This window comes from Pinisolibacter aquiterrae, assembly GCF_019160155.1.
In the GTDB taxonomy this organism is placed as follows: Bacteria; Pseudomonadota; Alphaproteobacteria; order Rhizobiales; family Ancalomicrobiaceae; genus Pinisolibacter; species Pinisolibacter aquiterrae.
This window is the reverse complement of the sequence record NZ_JAFNIH010000025.1, coordinates 73,990-93,765: the sequence shown is the minus strand read 5'-3', so window position 1 is coordinate 93,765 and position 19,776 is coordinate 73,990. Positions and strand designations below refer to the sequence as shown.

At 68.4% G+C, this 19,776-nt stretch carries 15 protein-coding genes; 8 read left to right on the top strand and 7 right to left on the bottom strand.

Features of this window, described 5'->3' with window-relative positions:
• Positions 1 to 4 precede the first annotated feature (4 nt).
• The 8 genes from J3S89_RS09900 (at position 5) to J3S89_RS09865 (ending at position 10,956) form a co-directional block, all read left to right on the top strand.
• Positions 5 to 316, top strand: a complete 312-nt coding sequence (locus J3S89_RS09900) for a DUF485 domain-containing protein (RefSeq protein ID WP_217927344.1) — start codon at positions 5 to 7, stop codon at positions 314 to 316.
• Positions 313 to 1,995 (top strand): cation/acetate symporter ActP, encoded by a 1,683-nt coding sequence (actP, locus tag J3S89_RS09895; protein ID WP_420801300.1) that lies wholly within the window; start codon positions 313 to 315, stop codon positions 1,993 to 1,995. Before J3S89_RS09900 ends, actP begins: the two co-directional genes overlap by 4 nt.
• A gap of 159 nt (positions 1,996 to 2,154) precedes the next feature.
• Positions 2,155 to 5,025 (top strand): cache domain-containing protein, encoded by a 2,871-nt coding sequence (locus J3S89_RS09890; protein WP_217927343.1) that lies wholly within the window; start codon positions 2,155 to 2,157, stop codon positions 5,023 to 5,025.
• Positions 5,022 to 5,744 (top strand): response regulator transcription factor, encoded by a 723-nt coding sequence (locus tag J3S89_RS09885; RefSeq protein ID WP_217927342.1) that lies wholly within the window; start codon positions 5,022 to 5,024, stop codon positions 5,742 to 5,744. Before J3S89_RS09890 ends, J3S89_RS09885 begins: the two co-directional genes overlap by 4 nt.
• Before the next feature lie 191 nt (positions 5,745 to 5,935).
• Entirely contained in the window at positions 5,936 to 7,564 is a 1,629-nt protein-coding gene (locus J3S89_RS09880) for an acyl-CoA synthetase (RefSeq protein WP_217927341.1), read from the top strand.
• Positions 7,565 to 7,722: 158 nt separating this feature from the next.
• Positions 7,723 to 9,510 carry an acyl-CoA dehydrogenase gene (locus J3S89_RS09875; protein WP_217927340.1) on the top strand — a complete coding sequence of 596 codons (1,788 nt, stop codon included), beginning with the start codon at positions 7,723 to 7,725 and terminating at the stop codon, positions 9,508 to 9,510.
• A 154-nt stretch (positions 9,511 to 9,664) separates the two neighbouring features.
• Entirely contained in the window at positions 9,665 to 10,258 is a 594-nt protein-coding gene (locus J3S89_RS09870) for a MerR family transcriptional regulator (protein ID WP_217927339.1), read from the top strand.
• A gap of 83 nt (positions 10,259 to 10,341) precedes the next feature.
• Positions 10,342 to 10,956: a PilZ domain-containing protein gene (locus tag J3S89_RS09865; protein WP_217927337.1), complete on the top strand. Its 615-nt coding sequence runs from the start codon at positions 10,342 to 10,344 to the stop codon at positions 10,954 to 10,956.
• A 3-nt stretch (positions 10,957 to 10,959) separates the two neighbouring features.
• Here J3S89_RS09865 and hflX read toward each other — a convergent pair whose 3' ends face one another.
• The 7 genes from hflX to ntrC form a co-directional block, all read right to left on the bottom strand.
• Positions 10,960 to 12,429 carry a GTPase HflX gene (hflX, locus tag J3S89_RS09860; RefSeq protein ID WP_217927566.1) on the bottom strand — a complete coding sequence of 490 codons (1,470 nt, stop codon included), beginning with the start codon at positions 12,427 to 12,429 and terminating at the stop codon, positions 10,960 to 10,962.
• A gap of 79 nt (positions 12,430 to 12,508) precedes the next feature.
• Positions 12,509 to 12,748, bottom strand: coding sequence for an RNA chaperone Hfq (hfq, locus tag J3S89_RS09855; protein WP_217927335.1), 240 nt, complete (start codon positions 12,746 to 12,748; stop codon positions 12,509 to 12,511).
• 246 nt (positions 12,749 to 12,994) lie between these two features.
• Positions 12,995 to 13,858 (bottom strand): D-amino-acid transaminase, encoded by an 864-nt coding sequence (locus J3S89_RS09850; protein ID WP_217927334.1) that lies wholly within the window; start codon positions 13,856 to 13,858, stop codon positions 12,995 to 12,997.
• 29 nt (positions 13,859 to 13,887) lie between these two features.
• Positions 13,888 to 15,255, bottom strand: a complete 1,368-nt coding sequence (gene ntrX / locus J3S89_RS09845) for a nitrogen assimilation response regulator NtrX (protein ID WP_217927333.1) — start codon at positions 15,253 to 15,255, stop codon at positions 13,888 to 13,890.
• The gene (locus tag J3S89_RS09840) at positions 15,245 to 17,533 is read right to left on the bottom strand and encodes a sensor histidine kinase NtrY-like (protein WP_230488965.1); all 2,289 of its coding nucleotides are present in this window, start codon (positions 17,531 to 17,533) and stop codon (positions 15,245 to 15,247) included. Before J3S89_RS09840 ends, ntrX begins: the two co-directional genes overlap by 11 nt.
• A gap of 118 nt (positions 17,534 to 17,651) precedes the next feature.
• Positions 17,652 to 18,281 (bottom strand): LysE family translocator, encoded by a 630-nt coding sequence (locus J3S89_RS09835; RefSeq protein ID WP_217927332.1) that lies wholly within the window; start codon positions 18,279 to 18,281, stop codon positions 17,652 to 17,654.
• A gap of 43 nt (positions 18,282 to 18,324) precedes the next feature.
• Positions 18,325 to 19,767 carry a nitrogen regulation protein NR(I) gene (gene ntrC, locus J3S89_RS09830; protein ID WP_217927331.1) on the bottom strand — a complete coding sequence of 481 codons (1,443 nt, stop codon included), beginning with the start codon at positions 19,765 to 19,767 and terminating at the stop codon, positions 18,325 to 18,327.
• Positions 19,768 to 19,776 lie beyond the last annotated feature (9 nt).

The following is a 19,776-nucleotide window of genomic DNA, read 5'->3' as shown; positions in this document are numbered from 1 at the left end:
CGCCATGTCCAGCTCGATCACCGAAAAGGTCCGGGCCAATCCGAAATTTCTCGAGCTGAAGGCCAAGCGCTCGCGCTTCGCCTGGACGCTCATGGCCGTCGTGCTGACGGTCTATTACGTCTTCATGGCCGTCGTCGCCTTCGCGCCGGCGATGATGCGCGCGCCGATCGGCGCGGGCTGGACGCTGACCATCGGCTTTCCCATCGGCGCGGCGATCATCGTCGGCGCCTGGCTGACGACCGGCCTCTACATCCGCCGCGCCAACGGCGAATTCGAAGACCTGACCCGTGACATCGTGAAGGAGGCCGGCAAGTGACGCGTCGTCTCGCTCTCGCCGCCTCGATCGCGGCTCTCGCCCTCCCCGCCCTCGCCGGCCCGGCGCTCGCCGCCGGCGTCGAGGGCGCCGTCCAGCAGCAGCCGATCAACGTGATCGCCATCGGCATGTTCCTGGTCTTCATCGTCGCCACGCTCGGCATCACCTGGTGGGCGTCGAAGCGCACCCGCTCCGCCGCCGACTTCTACACGGCCGGCGGCGGCATCACCGGCATGCAGAACGGTTGGGCGATCGCCGGCGACTACATGTCGGCGGCGACGCTCCTCGGCATCTCGGCGATGGTCTACGCGGTCGGCTACGACGGTCTCGTCTATGCGATCGGCTTCTTCGTCGGCTGGCCGGTGATCATGTTCCTGCTCGCCGAACGGCTGCGCAATCTCGGCAAGTTCACCTTCGCCGACATCGCCGCCTACCGGCTCGACAAGAACTCGGTGCGCACCTTCGCCGCCGTCGGCTCGCTGACCGTGGTGTGCTTCTATCTGATCGTTCAGATGGTCGGCGCCGGCCAGCTGATCCAGCTGCTGTTCGGCCTGCCCTACAACTACGCCGTCGTCCTCGTCGGCGTCCTGATGATCGTCTACGTCACCTTCGGCGGCATGGTCGCAACCACCTGGGTGCAGATCATCAAGGCGGGCCTGCTGCTCTTCGGCGGCACGCTGCTGGCGATCCTGGCGCTGTGGAAGTTCGGCTTCAACTACGAGACCGTCGCCAAGACCGCCGTCGAGGCGCGGGGCGCGACCGGCTCGTCGCTGATGGGCCCGGGCAAGCTCCTCGCCGATCCGATCACGGCGGTGTCGCTGTCGCTCGGCCTCGTCTTCGGCAACGCCGGCCTGCCGCACATCATGATGCGCTTCTTCACGGTGCCGAACGCCAAGGAGGCGCGCAAGTCGGTTTTCGTCGCGACCGGCCTGATCGGCTTCTTCTTCCTCGTGGTCTGCACGCTCGGTCTCACCGCCGTCTCGATCGTCGGCACCGATCCGCAGTTCTTCGAGGGCGGCAAGATCGGCGGCAAGATCCTCGGCGGCTCCAACATGCCGGTGATGCATCTCGCCAAGGCGCTCGGCGGCGACGTCTTCCTCGGCTTCCTGTCGGCGGTCGCCTTCGCCACCATCCTGGCGGTGGTCGCGGGTCTGGCGCTCGCCGGTGCCTCGGCGATCGCGCACGACCTCTATGCGGGCGTGATCATGAAGGGCAAGGCCTCGGAGGCCTCGGAGATGCGCGTCTCCAAGATCGCCACCGCCGCCATCGGCGTGGTCGCGATCGTCCTCGGCATCGCCTTCAAGGATCAGAACGTGGCCTTCCTCGTGGCGCTCGCCTTCGGCGTCGCGGCGTCGGTGAACTTCCCCGTTCTGCTTCTCTCGATGTATTGGCGCGGTCTCACCACCCGTGGCGCGCTCGCCGGCGGCATCGCCGGGCTCGTCTGCGCGGTCACTCTGGTGGTCCTGTCGCCGGCGGTGTGGGTGAAGGTCCTCGGCAACGCCCAGGCGGTGTTCCCGATCGATCATCCGGCGCTGTTCTCGATGACGCTCGCCTTCCTGGTCGCCTTCGTGGTGTCGAAGCTCGACGCCTCGCCCAAGGCCGTCGCCGAGCGCGCCGCCTTCGACGAGCAGGACGTCCGCGCCGAGACCGGCATCGGCGCGGCCGCCGCCTCGGCCCATTGATCCGCTCGCCCTCGGGCGAGATCCGGATCCGGACCATCGATCGGCGCGGGGAGCGATCCCCGCGCCGACGTCGCATCGAGGCGGGCTTGTGGTTCGCCCGCGCCCGGACCATCCTTCCGCGCCGCTCGTTCGAGTGGTTCGATCCCGAGCCGGATGCCGATGTTCAAGTCTCGTCTGTTCCTCGAGCTCTTTTCCGCGCTGATGCTGGTCATCGCGGTTCTCGCCTCGGCGATGTGGCTCTTCACGGTGCCGCTCGTCGAACGCAAGGCCTATGAGATCGAGCTCGAGGCGAGCCGCACCATCCTCGACAACGTGTTCGAGATGGCCGCCAAGATGGCCGGCCGGCTCGACGAGACCCGTGACATCACGCTGAAGTCCTTCGAGGGCCAGTTGCGCACGGCGGTCACGCTCGCCGTCGGCCTGATCGAGGGCGTCGAGGCGCGGCGCGCCCGGGGCGAGATCGGCGAGGACGACGTCAAGCGTCTCGCCTGGGAGACGCTGCGCACCGTCAAATGGGGCAATGACGACTACATCTGGGTGTCGGACTACGCCGCCCACATTCTCTCCCATCCCGATCCGCGCTGGTACGACCACGACGTCTCCACCATCAAGGACGAGGCGGGCGAGAACATCATTCCCCGGGTCATCGAAATCGCCCGCAAGGCCGGCGAGGGCTCGACCGTCTACGACTGGACCCGGCTCGGCTCGACCAAGCCGTCGCGCAAGATCTCCTATTTCCGCGACCTGCCGAGGCTCGGCATCGTGGTCGGCGCGGGCGCCTATCTCGACGACGTCGACGCCGAGGTGGAGCGACGGCGCGTCCGCGCGATCGACGACATGCGTCGGGCGCTGCGCGAGATCCGCATCGCCCGCACCGGCTACGCCTATGTCTTCGACGCCGCCAACAACATGATCATCCATCCCAACTCGAACATCGAGGGGACGGAGTTCACGGCCCGGTCGGATCCCAAGACCGGCGCGCCGATCGCCGGCGAGTTGCGCGCCGTCGCCGACGGCGACCAGCCGCTCCACTACATGTGGGACAAGCCGTCGGACCCGGGCAATTACGTCTACGAGAAGATCTCCTGGGTCCGGCACTTCAAGGAATTCGACTGGTACATCGCCTCCTCGGTCTATGTGGACGAGCTGAAGTCGAGTTCGGAGGAGCTGTCGCGGCGCATTCTGGCGATCACCGGCGGCATCGGGGCGCTCGCCGCGCTCCTCGGTGGGTTCGGCCTGTGGCGGCTGGTGCAGCCGTTGCGCTCGCTCGCCGTCACGGCGGCACGTGTCTCCGGCGGCGATCTCGACGCGCGCACCGGCATTCGGCGCGCCGACGAGATCGGCGTCCTCGCCGAGACCTTCGACGCCATGGTCGCCCGCGTCGGCGAGAACGTCGGCCTGCTCGAGGAGCGTGTGCGCGCCCGCACCGATCAGCTGCAACGCGCCAATGCCGATCTCGAGGGGGCCATCGTCGCCGAACAGCGCTCGCAGGCCCGTCTCGCCGAGGTCGAGGCCCGGCAGCGCCTGATCCTCGACGCGATCCCCGCCGCGATCGCCTATCTCGGGCCCGACGAACACTTCCGCTTCGTCAATCGCGCCTGGAGCGAACTGGTCGACAAGCCCAAGGAGGCGATCGTCGGCCAACCGCTGCAGCCGGTGATCGGGCGCGCCGCCTACGCCACCCTCGCCGAGCCGCTCGCCCGGACGCGAGGCGGCGGCGTCGTCAATCTGGAATATGCATTCCAGAACCGGGCGGGCCGGCGCATCGTCACGGCGAACACCGTGATCCCGCAGATCGGCGCGGCCGGGGAGGTGCTCGGCATCTTCGTGCTGACCCGCGACGTCACCGACGAGCGCGAGACCGAGCGGCGGATCTTCGAGGCCGAGCATCTGAAGGCGATCGGCCAGCTCTCCGGCGGCCTCGCCCACGACTTCAACAATCTCCTGTCGATCATCATCGGCAATCTCGCCACGGCGCGCGAGAAATACGCCGACGTCGAGGGCTTCGTCGCCTATGTCGAGCCGGCGGAGCGCGCGGCCCGGCGCGGCGCCGACCTCACCTCGCGGCTCCTCTCCTTCGCCCGGCGCCAGCCGATGCGCACCGAGCAGATCGAGGTGGCGGCGCTCCTCGCCGAGATCGGCATGCTGCTGCGCCGCTCGCTGCCGCACACGATCGACGTGGTGCTCGAGGCGGAGGGCGGGCGCCACGACTTCTGGATCGTCACCGATCACGTCCAGTTGGAGCGCGCGGTCGTCAACCTGGCGCTCAACGCCCGCGACGCGCTGCCCGACGGAGGACGGATCCGTCTCGTCTGCCGCCGCCTCGGCACCGAGGATCTCGGCGACTGGGACGAGCCGGTGCCGGCCGGACGGTGGATCGAGATCGCCGTCGCCGACGACGGCCAGGGCTTCCCCGAGGGGGCGCTGGCGCGGGCCTTCGAGCCCTTCTACACCACCAAGAAGATGGGCTCGGGCCTCGGCCTCGCGATGGTCTGGGGCTTCGTCAAGCAGTCTCAGGGCTTCATCCGCATCGTCTCCGCCGCCGGACGGGGCGCGACCGTGTCGCTGCTCTTCGCCGAGACCGATCCGGTTCCCGACGCGCCGCTGATCGACGCCGCCTCGAGCGACGGCGAGGCGCTCTTCCCCGGCGAGATGGCGCTGGTGGTCGAGGACGACGACGACGTCCGCCGGATGGCGCTCGAGCAGATGGTCGGTCTCGGCTTCGCGGTGATCGAGGCGGAGAGCGGCGAGGAGGCGCTGAGCCTGATCGAGGGCATCGCCGACATCCGGGTGGTGCTCTCCGACGTGGTGATGCCGGGCCTCTCCGGTCTCGACCTCGCCCGGCGCCTGCGCGAGACACGCCCGGAGATCGCGGTCGTCCTCGTCACCGGCTTCGCCCGGGCGGAGACCCCGACCGATCTCCCCGACGTCCCGATCCTGGCCAAGCCCTGGGAGAAGGACGAGTTGATCGCGGCGCTGGCGACCGCCATGCGGGCGCGCGGCGACGAAGAAAAGGAACGCGGCCGATGAAGAAACGCATCTATCTGGTCGAGGACGAACTGGAGATCTGCGCGCTGGTGCGCGATCTGCTCGAGACCTACGGCTATGCCTTCACCGCGTTCCAGACCGGCCGCGAGGCGCGCGCCGCCATCCGCCGCGAGGCGCCCGATCTCCTCATCGTCGATCTCAATCTGCCCGACATGAACGGGCTCGATCTGGTGCGCGAGCTGTGGACCGACGTTCGATTCGGTCTGATCGTGCTGACCGGGCGGGTCGAGGTTTCCGACCGGGTTCTGGGGCTCGAACTCGGCGCCGACGACTATGTGGTGAAGCCGTTCGAGCCGCGCGAGTTGGTGGCCCGGGTCGGCGCCGTGCTGCGCCGCCACGACCAGTTGGTCGCCGCCGCGCGCAACGCCGATCAGTCGCGCGCCCGCTTCGGCCCCTGGACCTTCGACGTCGGCAATCTCACGCTGACCCGCGACGACGGACACGTCGAAAACCTCACCGCCGCCGAGGCCGCGCTGCTGCTGATGTTCGCCCGCGCGCCCAACCGGGTGCTGTCGCGCGAGCAGCTGCAATCGGATTCCGACGACGGCGACGACTTCCCCTACGAGCGCTCGATCGACGTTCGGATCTCGCGACTGCGAAAGAAAATCGAGGTGGATCCGCGCAAACCGCAGTTGATCAAGACCGTCTATGGTGCAGGATACGTTCTGGCCAAGGATGTGACCTGGTCGATGGCACGATGATCGGGCCGTGCGATCTCGCATGTGCGAAATTGAGGACTTACCTACGACCTTTGGATGAACCCCTTGCAACAATCGGTTCACATTCGGACAGCATTTCGCAAAACCCCGTTGTTAGCGTCCGCGTCAATCAATGATTCCGTCCGTGTCCTCCGGGGCACGGCGCGGGACGACCACCCGAGGAGGGAGCCCGAGTGACCGCCGTCAATCCCTACGAATGCGATCTCGATCAGAACGCCGCCAATCACGTGGCGTTGACGCCCCTCACCTTCCTGGAGCGGGCGAGCGCGATCTGGCCGAACAAGACCGCCATCGTCCACGGCACGCTGCGCCGCACCTGGGCCGAGACGGCCGAACGGTGCCGCCGGCTCGGCTCGGGCCTTTCGAAGATGGGCTTCGGCAAGGGCGCGACCATCGCCTTCCTCGCCGCCAACACGCCCGAGCTCTACGAGGCGCATTTCGGCGTGCCGCTGATGGGCGGCGTGCTCAACGCCATCAACACCCGGCTCGATCCGGAGGCGGTCGCCTTCATCCTCGACCATGCCGAGGCGAACATCCTCTTCGTCGACCGTGAGTTCTCCAAGATCGCCAAGGGCGCGATCGCGCTCCTGAACCGGCCGATCACCGTCGTCGACATCGACGATCCGCAATACGAGGGCGGCGAGCTGATCGGCTCGATGACCTACGAGGACGTGATCGCGAAGGGCGACGCCGACGCGCCCTGGACCTTCCCCACCGACGAGTGGCAGGCGATCACCCTCAACTACACCTCGGGCACCACCGGCAACCCGAAGGGCGTCGTCTATCATCATCGCGGCGCCTATCTGAACGCGGTTTCCAACGCGCTCTCCTGGCACCTCGGCGAGGACACGGTCTATCTGTGGACGTTGCCGATGTTCCACTGCAACGGCTGGTGCTTCCCCTGGACCATGGCGGTGGTCGCCGGCACCTCGGTGTGCCTCCGGGCGGTGCGCGTCGACAAGATCTACGAGGCCATCGCCGTCGAGAAGGTCTCCCACTTCTGCGGCGCGCCGATCGTCCTCAACATGATCAACAACGCGCCCGCCGCGCTGAAGGAGAAGGTCTCCCACAGCGTCAAGGCGATGGTCGCCGGGGCCGCCCCCCCGGCCGCCATCATCGCCGGCATGGAGCGGATGGGCTGGGACGTCACCCACGTCTACGGCCTCACCGAGGTCTATGGCCCGACCATGCTCAACGTCTGGAAGGACGAGTGGAAGGACCTCGAACTCGACGAGAAGGCGACGATCAAGTCGCGCCAGGGCGTGCGCGGGCCGATGCTCGAGGCGGTCATGGTCGCCGATCCGACGACGCTCGAGCCGTGCCCGAAGAACGGCCGGACGATGGGCGAGATCTTCATGCGCGGCAACAACGTCATGAAGGGCTATCTGAAGAACCCCAAGGCGACGGCGGAAGCCTTCGAGGGTGGCTGGTTCCACACCGGCGACCTCGCGGTCTGGCATCCCGACGGCTATGTCGAGATCAAGGACCGTTCCAAGGACATCATCATCTCCGGCGGCGAGAACATCTCCTCGATCGAGGTCGAGGACGTGCTCTACAAGCACCCGGACGTGATGGAGGCCGCCGTGGTCGCCCGTCCGGATGAGAAATGGGGCGAGACGCCCTGCGCCTTCATCATGCTGAAGGACGGCGCCGAGGTGAGCGAGGCCGATCTCGTCGCCTTCTGCCGTCAGCATCTGGCCGGGTTCAAGATCCCCAAGACCTTCGTCTTCGGGGCGCTGCCCAAGACCTCGACCGGCAAGATCCAGAAGTTCATGCTGCGCAATCAGGCCAAGGACATCTGAGATCGCTCAGCCTCCCGGCGCGGTTTCGCCGCGCCGGACATCGTCGACTCTGAGATCGATCGCGGCGGGAGCGAGCCCGAATCTCCCTCCCGCGCCGATGGTCGATCGGGCGCCGGTCCCTGAAACCGGCGCCTTTTTCTCTCAACCGGAGTGAACCCATGACGGGCTACGCCGCGCCGATCCGTGACATCCGCTTCGTTCTCGACGAGGTCGTCGATCTCCCCGCCATCGCCGGTCTGCCGGGCTACGAGGAGGCGACCGCCGATCTGGTCGGCTCGATTCTCGAGGAGGCCGGCAAGATCGCCGCCGACGTCGTCGCGCCGCTCAATCAGGTCGGCGACAGCGTCGGCTCGACCTGGGCCGACGGCGACGTGACCACGCCCGAGGGCTGGTCGGACGCCTGGAACGCCCTCGTCGAGGGTGGCTGGAACGGCCTGCCCTTCCCGGCCGAATGGGGCGGCATGGGTCTGCCGCAGGTGCTCAACCTCGCCGTCCAGGAGATGTGGCAGTCGGCCAACATGGCCTTCGCGCTGTGCCCGATGCTGACGCAGGGCGCGGTCCATGCGATCGAGCTCTTCGGCAGCGAGGAGCAGAAGGCGCGCTGGCTGCCGAACATGGTCACCGGCGTGTGGACCGGCACCATGAACCTGACCGAGCCGCAGGCCGGTTCCGATCTCGCCGCCGTGCGCGCCAAGGCGGTGCCGGAGGGCGACAAGTACCGGATCTCCGGCCAGAAGATCTTCATCACCTATGGTGAGCAGGATCTGACCGAGAACATCGTCCATCTGGTTCTGGCGCGCCTTCCCGACGCGCCTCCGGGCGTCAAGGGCATCTCGCTCTTCATCGTGCCGAAGGTGTTGGTCGGCGAGGACGGCGCGCTCGGCGCGCGCAACGACGTGGTCTGCGCCTCGATCGAGCACAAGCTCGGCATTCACGGCTCGCCCACGGCGGTCCTCGTCTTCGGCGAGGCCGGCGGCGCGCTGGGCGAGATGATCGGCGAGCCCAATCGCGGCCTCGAATACATGTTCACGATGATGAACCATGCCCGTCTCAACGTCGGGCTCCAGGGTCTCGCCATCGCCGAGCGCGCCCATCAGCAGGCGGTCGCCTATGCCCGCGAGCGTATCCAGGGCAAGCCGGTCGGCTGGCGCGAGGCGGGCGTGCCGCCGATCATCCATCACCCCGACGTGGCGCGCATGCTGGTGTCGATGAAGAGCCGCATCGAGGCGATGCGCGGCCTGCTCTATACGGTCGCCGCCGCCCACGATCTCGCCCACGCCCATCCCGACGCCGCGGCCCGCAAGGCGGCGCAGTTCGAGGTCGATCTGCTGACGCCGGTCGCCAAGGGCTGGTCGACGGAGACCGGACAGGACGTCGCCTCGCTCGGCGTCCAGGTGCACGGCGGCATGGGCTACATCGAGGAGACCGGCGCCGCCCAGCATCTGCGCGATGCCCGCATCACCACGATCTACGAGGGCACCACGGCGATCCAGTCGAACGCGCTGGTCGGTCGCTCGGTACTGCGCGACAAGGGCGCCTCGCTCGAGGCGTGGTTCGACCGTCAGGCGGCGGTGGCGAAGGCGCTCTCCGCCCGCTCGGGGCTCGCCGATCTCGGGACCGCCCTCGATGCCGCGATCGATACCGCCCGCCTCGCCTCCGCCTGGCTCGTCGAGGCGAACGGCCGCGATCCGCGTCTGCCCTTCGCCGCCTCGGTGCCGTTCCTGATGCTGATGGGGGCGCTCGCCGGCGGCATCATGCTCGGCCGGTCCGCGCTCGCCGCGCAGGCGATGATCGCCTCCGGCGCCGATCACGACGGCTGGGCCGTCGCCAAGGTGGCGCTGGCGCGTGCCTATTTCGGCCAGACCCTCGCCGACGTCGACGCCCGTTGGGCGACGATCCGGGATTCGAGCGACGCGGTGCTCGCCGTCGATCTCGCCTTCCTGTGACATCGTTCCCGCCCGTTCGCGGGCGGGACCACCCCGAGACGACGCGACGCCGCCGCACGAACCGCGACGGCGAACGACGGGTCGTCGCCGTTCGGACCACCTCGGCCGAGCCCCGCGCCGTCCGCGCCTCGACCGCACCCAGGAGGGGACCGCCATGAGCCATGCGAGAGCCGATCTCGTCGACGTCTTCGCCCGCCTCCTGGCGGGAGTGGTCGCCTCGCCGGCGGTGCTGCGGTCGGAGACCGCGCTGGCGGCGCTGCTGCGGGTCGATCCCCGGCGCCTGCAGGAGCTTCGCCGCGCCGGGCTGGTGACGCCGGCACGGCCGGGGCGCGGCTATCTCTATCGGCCGGGCGACATCCGCGACACGTCGGTGATGCTGGCGCTGCTCCGGCTCGGGGCGACGCTTTCCGAGCTCGAAGTGTTCTTCGACGCCGGTCGGCGTCCCTGCCCCGGGTGCCTCGGCGAACAGGGGCGCGCTGCCTGCACGCCGGCGGTCTGCTGCGCCGGCTTCCTCGAGCGTCTGTCGCGGCGGATGGAGGACGAGATCACCCGCCTCGAGGCGCTCGACGCGTTGGTACTCGACCATGCGGCGGAGATCGGCCTCGCCCTCGCCGTTCCCACCGAGCGTCCGCGCGAGGGCCGTCCCTGCGCCCGAACCCCACGCCCCGCGTCCGAGGCGCGCGGCGAGGGGGCGACGGATTCCGTTATCCGTTTCCAGAAATCGGCGGGCCACATGGACCTATCCTGACGGATCGAGGTGTCTCGGCAAGGCGTCGGCAACGATTTTCGGTGTCGGATGGCGCCCGTTACGGACGTCTTTGGAGATCCCTCATGGGACAGACCCTCACCGCCGATCCGCAGCTCCACACGGCGCCTGTCGACGGGCGACGCCACCGACGGGTCGCCGTCGCGCTCACCGGACGGTGCATGTTCGAGGATCGCAGCGAAGTCGCCTGCCGGATCCTCGACATGTCGGCCGGCGGAGCGGCCGTGGCGGCCCCGGTCGGGGGTGACCTCAAGGAGCGGGTCGTCGCCCATGTCGATCAGATCGGCCGGATCGAGGGGCGCATCGTGCGCCATCTCGCGGGCGGTTTCGCCTTCGCCTATTCGGTCTCGCAGAGCCGCCGCGACAAGCTCGCCGACCAGTTGACCTGGATCGCCAACCTCCCCCTCATCGGCCTCGCCGAGGTCCGCCGCCATGTCCGCGTGGTGCCGGCGAATCCGTGGTCGACGCTGGTGTTGCGCGACGGTTCGGTCCAGCGCTGCCGTGTCCTCGACGTGTCGATGTCGGGGGCGGCGGTGCGGGTGGCGGTGCGTCCGCCGATCGGCGCGCCGGTTCTGCTCGGGCGGACCCGGGGCAAGGTGGTGCGTCTCGGCCGCGACGACATCGGCATCGAATTCGCCGACATGAAGACCGACGGCCTGTCCGCATGCGCGGTCGCGTGAGGCTCAGGCGAGCGGATCGTAGGGTTTGGATGCGGGCGGCTCGTCGTCGCGGCGCGGCTCGATCACCCGGCCGCGCACCTCGCGGATGAAGCGCCCGGCGCGGGCGCGGAAGTGATCGAGGTCCTTGTCGGGGACCCGCAGCCGCAGCGACACGGCCTCCTCGCCGTCCTCGCGCGCGATCACCTCGGTATGGCGATGGAGCCAGGCGACCAGCTCGCCCTCGCTCGATGGGATCTCGACGCGGAACACGGCGCGATCACGATTGAGCCGGTCCTCGATCAGGGCCAGCAGGCTCGCGACGCCGTCGCCGGTGATCGCCGAGACCGGCAAGGCGGTCGGCGCGTCGATCGAGGTCCGCTCGCCCTCCTCGAGCAGCTTGGCGCGATGGTCGGGATCGAGCTTGTCGATCTTGTTCCAGACCTCGATCATCCGATCGCGGTTCAGCGGATCGACGCCGAGCTGGGAGAGGACCGTCTCGACGTCGTGGGCCTGCGCCGCGGTGTCCTCGTGGGCGATGTCGCGCACGTGCAGGATCAGATCCGCCTCGATCACCTCCTCGAGCGTCGCCCGGAACGCCGCCACCAGGGTGGTGGGCAGATCCGAGACGAAGCCGACCGTGTCGGAGAGGATGATGTCGCCGCCGTGCGGCAGACGCACCTTGCGGAGCGTCGGATCGAGGGTCGCGAAGAGGAGATCCTTGGCGAAGACCTCCGAATCGGTCAGCCGATTGAACAGCGTCGACTTGCCGGCGTTGGTGTAGCCGACCAGGGCGACCACCGGATGCGGCACCTTCTTGCGGTTCTTGCGGTGCAGCGCGCGGGTGCGGGCGACCGATTCCAGCTCGCGCTCGAGCTTGGCGATCCGCTCGGTGATCATCCGCCGGTCGGCCTCGATCTGGGTCTCGCCGGGGCCGCCGAGGAAGCCGAAGCCGCCGCGTTGCCGTTCCAGATGGGTCCAGGACCGCACCAGACGGCTCTTCTGATAGGTGAGATGGGCGAGCTCGACCTGGAGCCGGCCCTCCTTGGTATGGGCGCGCTCGCCGAAGATCTCGAGGATCAGGCCGGTGCGATCGAGCACCTTGGCCTTCCATTCCTTCTCGAGATTGCGCTGCTGGATCGGCGACAGCGGGTGATCGACCACGACCAGATCGATCTTCTCGGCCTCGATCAAGGCCCGGGCCTCCTCGAGCTTGCCGGTGCCGAGCAGCGTCGCCGGGCGCGCCTCGCGGAGCTTGACGGGGAAGTCGGAGACCACCTCGAGCTCGATCGCCCGGGCGAGACCGATCGCCTCCTCCCGGCGCGCGTCGAGCGAGCGGGCGGCGTTGGGCGCGTCGGTGCCCTCGCCCCGGGGCGGCCTCTCGCTGCGCCAGGGAACCACCACGAGCGCGCGCGTCGGCGCGGCGTCGCGAGCGACGCCTTTCAGCGCCTTCTCGTTTCGCCGCTCCGGTTCGTGGGATGAACCTTCGTCGTCGATGTCGTTCAAGGGCCGTTGCCCCTCGCCTGTCGAGCTCGCGGCGCGCCCGAGGGAATTCCCTGGCGCGCCGGCGATGCGATCACGCCTCTTCCGCCGGCTCGAAGAGCTGCACCGGGCCACCCGGCATCACGGTCGAGATCGCATGCTTGTAGACGAGTTGGGAGTGTCCGTCACGGCGCAGAAGGACGCAGAAATTGTCGAACCAAGTGACGACACCCTGCAACTTGACGCCGTTGATCAGAAAGATCGTGACCGGGGTTTTGTTCTTGCGAACGTAGTTGAGGAACGTGTCCTGCAGATTGGGAGCGCGATCCGCCATGTTTGACGACCTCTGTTCTTGGTGTTGCGAGGCCCCTGCCACGTCATCGGGCAAGTTCGCTTTCCGTGCTGGAACACGGACGCCTCGGGTCTGACTGAGATGATAGGCGGCCGAGCGCGAGCCGAACAGCTTTTTTGCACTGCAGCATGCCCAATTTTCAGACATTTTCGATATTCATCGCAAGGCTGTGCCCTGGCCGCCACGCTTTGCGGCGGCCGGCCGTCTCGCACCTGCTCAGAGCGGCGATCAGAGCGGGACGCGTTCGGTGGAGCCGTGGAAGGCGCGGCGCAGGGCGAGCGCGGTCTCGCCGGGATGGCCGTTGCCGATCGCGGTTCCGTCGATCGAGACCACCGGCATCACCAGGGTCGTGGCGGCGGTGATGAAGGCCTCCTTGGCGGCCTTGGCCTCGGCGACGGTGAAGGAGCGTTCCTCGACCCGCAGGCCGAGGCGCTTCGCCACCTCGAGCAGAACCGTGCGGGTGATGCCGCGCAGGATGCCGAATTCGGCCGAACGGGTGACCAGGGCGCCGTCGCGGGTGACGATCCAGGCGTTGGTCGAGGAGCCCTCGGTGACGAGGCCGGTGCCGTCGACGAACCAGGCCTCCTTGGCGCCCGCCTCCTTGGCGGCCTGTTTGGCGAGGCAGTTGGGCAGGAGGCCGACCGACTTGATGTCGACCCGCTCCCAGCGATTGTCGGGGACGGTGATGACGGCGATGCCCTTCTCGGCCTGGGCCTCGGCCTTGGCGCGATCGTGCGGCTTGGCGGTCATGACGACGGTCGGCGGCACCGACGCGTCGGGGAAGGCATGGTCGCGATGGGCCTCGCCGCGCGAGACCTGGACGTAGACGCCGCCGTTCCTGACGCGATTGCGCTTGGCGGTCTGACGCATCACCACCAGGAGCGCCGTGCGGCTCATCGGCATGCGGATGCGCAACTCGCGCAGGGAGCGCTCCAGCCGATCGAGATGGAGGCCGGGATCGATCACCTCGCCGTCACGGATCTCGCAGACCTCGTAGACCGCGTCGGCGAACTGGAACCCGCGATCCTCGATGCTCACGGCGGCGTTCGCATGGGGCAGATAGCGGCCGTTGACGTAAGCGATACGGGACATGGGAACACTCCTTCGCGCCCGGGCGGGTCTCAGCCCACCCCGAGCGACTTCAGCTTGCGATGCAGCGCCGACCGCTCCATGCCGACGAATTCGGCGGTGCGGCTGATGTTGCCGCCGAAGCGGTTGATCTGCGCCATCAGATATTCTCGTTCGAAGATCTCGCGTGCGTCGCGCAAGGGCAAGCTCATGAGATGCTCGCCGCCCGTGGAGGTGGGCAGCGCGGGAAGCATGGCACCGATTTCCGAGGGCAGCAGGTCGGCGGTGATCACCGCGTCCTCGTCGCCGCGGGTCAGGATCATCAGGCGCTCGACGTTGTTCCGGAGCTGGCGGATGTTGCCGGGCCAGTCGTGGGCCTGGAGCACGGCCATCGCGTCCTCGCCGATGCGACGCATCGGCAGACCGGCGGTGCGGGAGATCTGCTCCATGAAATATTGGACGAGATGGGGGATGTCGTCGCGCCGCTCGGCGAGCGAGGGGACGCGAATCGGCACCACGGCGAGGCGATGGAACAGATCCTCGCGGAAGCGGCCGTCGGAGATCTCGCGCTGGAGGTCGCGCGCCGTCGACGACACCACCCGCACGTCGACCTGCACCTTCACCGAACCGCCGACGCGGGTGAAGCTCTGCTCGACGAGGACGCGCAGGATCTTGCCCTGGGTCTCGCGCGGCATGTCGGCGACCTCGTCGAGATAGAGCGTGCCGCCGTGGGCCTCCTCGAGCGCGCCGATCTTGCGGTTGGAGCCGCCGTCCTGCTCGGTGCCGAACAGCTCGACCTCCATGCGTTCCGGCGTGATCGCGGCCGCGTTGAGCACCACGAAGGGGCCGGAGGACCGCGTGGAGGTCTGATGGATCAGGCGGGCCGCCAGTTCCTTGCCCGACCCGGAGGCGCCGGTGATCAGCACGCGGCTGTTGGTCGGCGCGATCCGCTCGATCTGCTGGCGCAGCTGGTTGATCGTCGACGAAGAACCCAGCATTTCCTGAGTATCGACAGATCGTTCTCGCAGTTCCTTCACCTCTCGCCTGAGCTTGGAGGTCTCCAACGCGCGCTCGGCGATCAGGATCAGCCGATCGGCCTTGAAGGGCTTTTCGATATAGTCGTAGGCCCCGCGCTTGATCGCCGAGACGGCGGTCTCGACGTTGCCGTGGCCGGAGATGATGACCACCGGCAGATCGGGATGCTGACGCTTGATCACGTCGAGCAGGGCGAGACCGTCGAGCCGGCTCTGCTGCATCCAGATGTCGAGGAAGACGAGGCTCGGCCGTCGCTTCTCGATGGCCGCGAGGCACTCGTCGGAATTCGACGCGAGCCGCGCCGCGTGTCCCTCGTCCTCGAGAATTCCCGCGATCAGTTCGCGAATGTCGCGCTCGTCGTCGACGATGAGAATGTCAGACGCCATGATCGGTCACTTCGTTTTCGGTTGCAGGAGAAGTCTTCGTGGCGGTCTCGGGCGCCCGTCCGGGGCCGTCTTCCGCCGGCAGCGTCAGGCGCACCATCGCCCCGCGTCCACCCTCGGCGACGCTCGGGGCATCGACCAGCTCGATCCGTCCGCCGTGATCCTCGAGGATCTTACGGACGATGGCGAGGCCGAGGCCGGTGCCCTTCTCACGGGTGGTGACATAGGGTTCGAGCAGACGGTGGCGGTTTTCGGACGGCAGGCCGATGCCGTTGTCGATCACCTCGACCACGACCATGTCGCCCTCGCGCCGGATCGAGGCCTCGACCGCGCCGCGCGCGGCCTGTTCCGGCGGCACTGCCTCGATCGCCTCGCAGGCGTTCTTGACCAGATTGGAGAAGGCCTGGAGCAACAGGCGGTGATCGTACTGGCCCCAGATCGGCCCGTCGGGCAGATGGGTCGAGAAATCGATCTCGGGCGCCGCCACCGAGCGCAGGAACACCGCCTCGCGCAGCGCCTCGACGAGATCGGCGCGCACCAGCTGCGGCTTCGGCATGCGCGCGAAGGAGGAGAACTCGTTGACCATCCGCTCGATGTCGCCGACCTGACGGATGATGGTGTCGACACATCGGTCGAAGACCTCGCGGTCGTCCTCGACCCTCTTGCCGTAGCGCCGACGCAGGCGCTCGGCCGACAATTGGATCGGGGTCAGCGGGTTCTTGATCTCGTGGGCGATGCGGCGCGCCACGTCGGCCCAGGCGGAGGAGCGCTGGGCGGAGACGAGATCGGTGATGTCGTCGAGGGTGACGACGAAGCCGCGTCCGGTGGCGTCCGACAGTTCGGAGGTGATGCGGACGTTGACCGTCTGCTCGCGCCCCGAGCGCAGCAGCGAGATCTGATCCTGGTGCATCAGGGTGGCGGGATCCTGGAGCGCCGCGTCGAGAACGCCGGTCACCTCGGGGATCACCTCGACGACGCGGCGGCCCATCATCTCGCTCTCGCCGGCCGCCAGCAGATGCTCGGCCGAGCGGTTGACGAGGGTGATCCGCCCTTCCGCGTCGACGCCGAGGACGCCCGCCGTCACGCCCGACAGAACCGTCTCGGTGAAGCGGCGGCGGCGGTCGATCTGGTCCTTGGCGGCGATCAGCTCGGCGCGCTGACCGCGCAGTTCGTTGGTCATGGTGTTGAAGGTCTCGGCGAGGTGGGCCATGTCGCCCTCCTTGCGCCGGACCGGCACCTGCACCGCCAGATGGCCCTTGGAGACGTAGTCGGCGGCGAGGATCAGCCGGCGGATCGGTGCCACGAGGCGATTGGCGAAGCCGATGCCGATCCAGATCGCGGCGATCAGGAAGATCAGCGACACGCCGACGAAGATCAGTCCGAACGCCAATTGCGCGCCGAAGCGGCTCTGATCGAGCTGGCGATAGTCGGAGGCCGCCTCCTTGGACTGGCGGAGCGGCCCCAGCACCTGCGGGTCGAGCGGCCGCGTCACGTAGAGATAGAGGTCGTCCCAGCCCTCGAGCTTGATGATCACCCCGACCTGATTGGTCTGGCCCGGGGTCAGCACCACCGGCTCGCCCGCCTCGGCGGCCGGATAGGCCTCCGGCGGCGGCATGCGGATCTCCGACCAATCCGGCACGATCACCGTGCGGGTCATCACCGTGCCGTCCTTCTGGAGAATGAAGGCGGCGGGAAGACCGCGCAGGCGCGCCTGCGCGAGCATCAGGCCGTCGAAGCGATCCGGCTCGGACTCGTAGAGTTCCTTGACCTTGGAGACGTCGGCGGCCATCGCCATCGCGTCGGCGCGGATGGCGCGGGAATGTTCGGCGAGATAGGCGTCGCCCACCATCGCCGCGCTGTCGACGATGAGGCGGGTGCGATCCTCGAACCAGCGGTCGAGGCCGCGATCGAGGGTCACGGAGGCGAGAACCGCGATGATCAGGGCGGGTGCCGCCGCCACCAGCGAGAAGGCGCCGATCACCCGCAGGTGCAGGCGCGCCGCCGCGCGGCCGGCGATCCAGGCTCGCCACAGGCCGAGCATCTCGAAGCCGATCAGCCCGAGCAGCGTCGCCATCAGCACGCCGTTGACGCTGACGAGGATGGTGACGGTCGAGGTCGTGGGCACGACCCGGGTCATGCCGGTCAGGATCGCGAAGGTCACCATGACCGTGATCAGCGCGACCACGGTCAGGACCATGCCGAAGCGACGCATCCGCCGGGTCCGGTCGCCGATCGGCACGGACGTCGCCTTCGGAATGGTCAGGATCGTCTGCTGGTCCAAGAATGCCCCCCAGGCCCCTCGACCCGACCGTTGGGGTCGCCGAGTCGACGCGTTCCTTCATCGGACCGGATTGTTGCCGAATTACGGCACTGTTGCCAGACGACAACAGGTCACGCGCTCAGGCCGGGCGGTTCGGCAGCGCCGCTTCCCATACGGTGCGCAGGCCGAAGGCGACGAAGAGCACGCCGACGCCGCGCGTCACGACCCCGCGAAAGCGCAGGAACAGCCGGCCGACCGCAGGCAATCCGCTCCAGGCGACGGTGATCGCCGCGCCCAACGCCATGCCGAGGCCGGTCGCAAGGAAGAGCCCGACGGCGCCGGCGAGCTCGAGCGACGGGCCGACCCCGACCGAGAGCGCGCCGTACATGGCGAGCGAGAAGGGATAGGCCTTCGGATTGGTCAGGCCGAAGACGACGCCGGTGCGGATCGGGCGATCGCCGCCGACGGTCGTCGCCGCCGCCCCCGGCCGTGACACGATCGCACGCAGGCCGAGCACGATCAGATAGAGGCCGCAGGCGAGACCGAGCAGGCGGAAGAGTTCGGGCCCGAGCCGGCTCGCCCCCATCAGCGCCGCCAGCGCCAGCGCCGACCAGATGGCGTCGCCGACGCCGTGGCCGAGGAAGAAGGCGAGACCGCGCGCACGTCCATGGGTGGCGGTGATGCCGAGGACGGCGAGCGTCGCCGGGCCGGGCGTCACCACATAGACGATGCCGGCGGCGACGGCGGCGACGAAGGTGGACGCATCCATCGGACCTCTCCCCTCTCCGTTCGCGCCGTGGACGCGCGTCCGGTCACCGCGACGAGCGGATCACCTGGACGTCGAGGTCGCGGATCTTCTTGCGCAACGTGTTGCGGTTGACGCCGAGCAGCTCGGCCGCCTTGATCTGGTTGCCGCGCGTGGCCGCGAGCGCCGCCGAAATCAGGGGATATTCGACCTCGCGCAGGATCCGGTGATAGAGGCCGGGCGGGGGGAGATTGTCGCCGAAGGAGGCGAAATAGGTCGTCAGGTGGCGTTCGACCGCCGCCGCGATCCCCTCCTCGCCGGGCTTTTCCTCCGGCGCGGAGGCGAGCGTCGGCTGGGCGAGCTCGGTGTCGATCACCGAGGCGGTGATGACGTCCTGCGGGTAGAGCGCGGCGAGGCGGCGGATCAGGTTCTCGAGCTCACGGACGTTGCCGGGCCAGCGATAGCGGCGCAGGCGATCGAGCGCGGCGGCCTCGACCTGCTTGGCCGGCAGGCCCTCCTTCTCGGCCATGGCGAAGAAGTGGCGCACGAGATCGCCGATGTCCTCGGAACGCTCGCGCAAGGGCGGCAGGCGGATCGGCACCACGTTGAGGCGGAAATAGAGATCCTCGCGGAACAGGCCCTGATTGATCAGGATGCGCAGGTCCTTGTTGGTCGCGGCGACGATGCGCACGTCCGACTTGATCGGAGTGCGTCCTCCGACGGTCGTGTATTCGCCCTGCTGGAGGACGCGCAGCAGACGGGTCTGGGCGTCCATCGGCATGTCGCCGATCTCGTCGAGGAAGAGGGTGCCGCCCTCGGCCTGCTCGAAGCGGCCGGAGGCGCGGGCGGCGGCGCCGGTGAAGGCGCCCTTCTCGTGGCCGAACAGCTCCGATTCGATCAGGTCGCGCGGAATCGCCGCCATGTTGATGGCGACGAAGGGGCCGGAGCGGCGCTTGCCGTAGTCGTGGAGCGCGCGCGCCACCAGTTCCTTGCCGGTGCCGCTCTCGCCGGTGATCATCACCGTGAGGTCGGTCTGCATCAGACGGGCGAGGACGCGGTAGATGTCCTGCATCGCCGGCGAACGGCCGACCAGCGGGATCGCCTCGCCGTCCATGTCGCCGCGATCGGGGATGCGGCGGTTCTTCGGCTCCGACAGCGCGCGGCCGACGATGGCGATCAGCTCCTTCAGGTCGAAGGGCTTGGGCAGATATTCGTAGGCGCCCTTCTCGGAGGCGCGGATCGCCGTCATGAAGGTGTTCTGGGCGCTCATCACCACGACCGGCAGGTCCGGCCGCATCTTCTTGATGCGTGGCAGGAGGTCGAAGGCGTTCTCGTCCGGCATGATCACGTCGGTGATGACGAGATCGCCCTCCCCTTGCGCGATCCAGCGCCACAGGGTGGCGGCATTGGAGGTCAGGCGTACCTCGTATCCGGCGCGCGACAGCGCCTGATTGAGCACGGTACGGATGGCGGCATCGTCGTCGGCGACCAGAATGTTGCCCGCTGGCATGTGCGAAGG

Bases quoted from the DNA above. Each gene is read 5' to 3' on its own strand.
- J3S89_RS09900 (WP_217927344.1), top strand. From the start codon at position 5: ATGTCCAGCTCGATCACCGAAAAGGTCCGGGCCAATCCGAAATTTCTC.
- J3S89_RS09890 (WP_217927343.1), top strand. From the start codon at position 2,155: ATGTTCAAGTCTCGTCTGTTCCTCGAGCTCTTTTCCGCGCTGATGCTG.
- J3S89_RS09885 (WP_217927342.1), top strand. From the start codon at position 5,022: ATGAAGAAACGCATCTATCTGGTCGAGGACGAACTGGAGATCTGCGCG.
- J3S89_RS09875 (WP_217927340.1), top strand. From the start codon at position 7,723: ATGACGGGCTACGCCGCGCCGATCCGTGACATCCGCTTCGTTCTCGAC.
- J3S89_RS09870 (WP_217927339.1), top strand. From the start codon at position 9,665: ATGAGCCATGCGAGAGCCGATCTCGTCGACGTCTTCGCCCGCCTCCTG.
- J3S89_RS09865 (WP_217927337.1), top strand. From the start codon at position 10,342: ATGGGACAGACCCTCACCGCCGATCCGCAGCTCCACACGGCGCCTGTC.
- hfq (WP_217927335.1), bottom strand. From the start codon at position 12,748: ATGGCGGATCGCGCTCCCAATCTGCAGGACACGTTCCTCAACTACGTT.
- J3S89_RS09850 (WP_217927334.1), bottom strand. From the start codon at position 13,858: ATGTCCCGTATCGCTTACGTCAACGGCCGCTATCTGCCCCATGCGAAC.
- ntrX (WP_217927333.1), bottom strand. From the start codon at position 15,255: ATGGCGTCTGACATTCTCATCGTCGACGACGAGCGCGACATTCGCGAA.
- J3S89_RS09835 (WP_217927332.1), bottom strand. From the start codon at position 18,281: ATGGATGCGTCCACCTTCGTCGCCGCCGTCGCCGCCGGCATCGTCTAT.
- ntrC (WP_217927331.1), bottom strand. From the start codon at position 19,767: ATGCCAGCGGGCAACATTCTGGTCGCCGACGACGATGCCGCCATCCGT.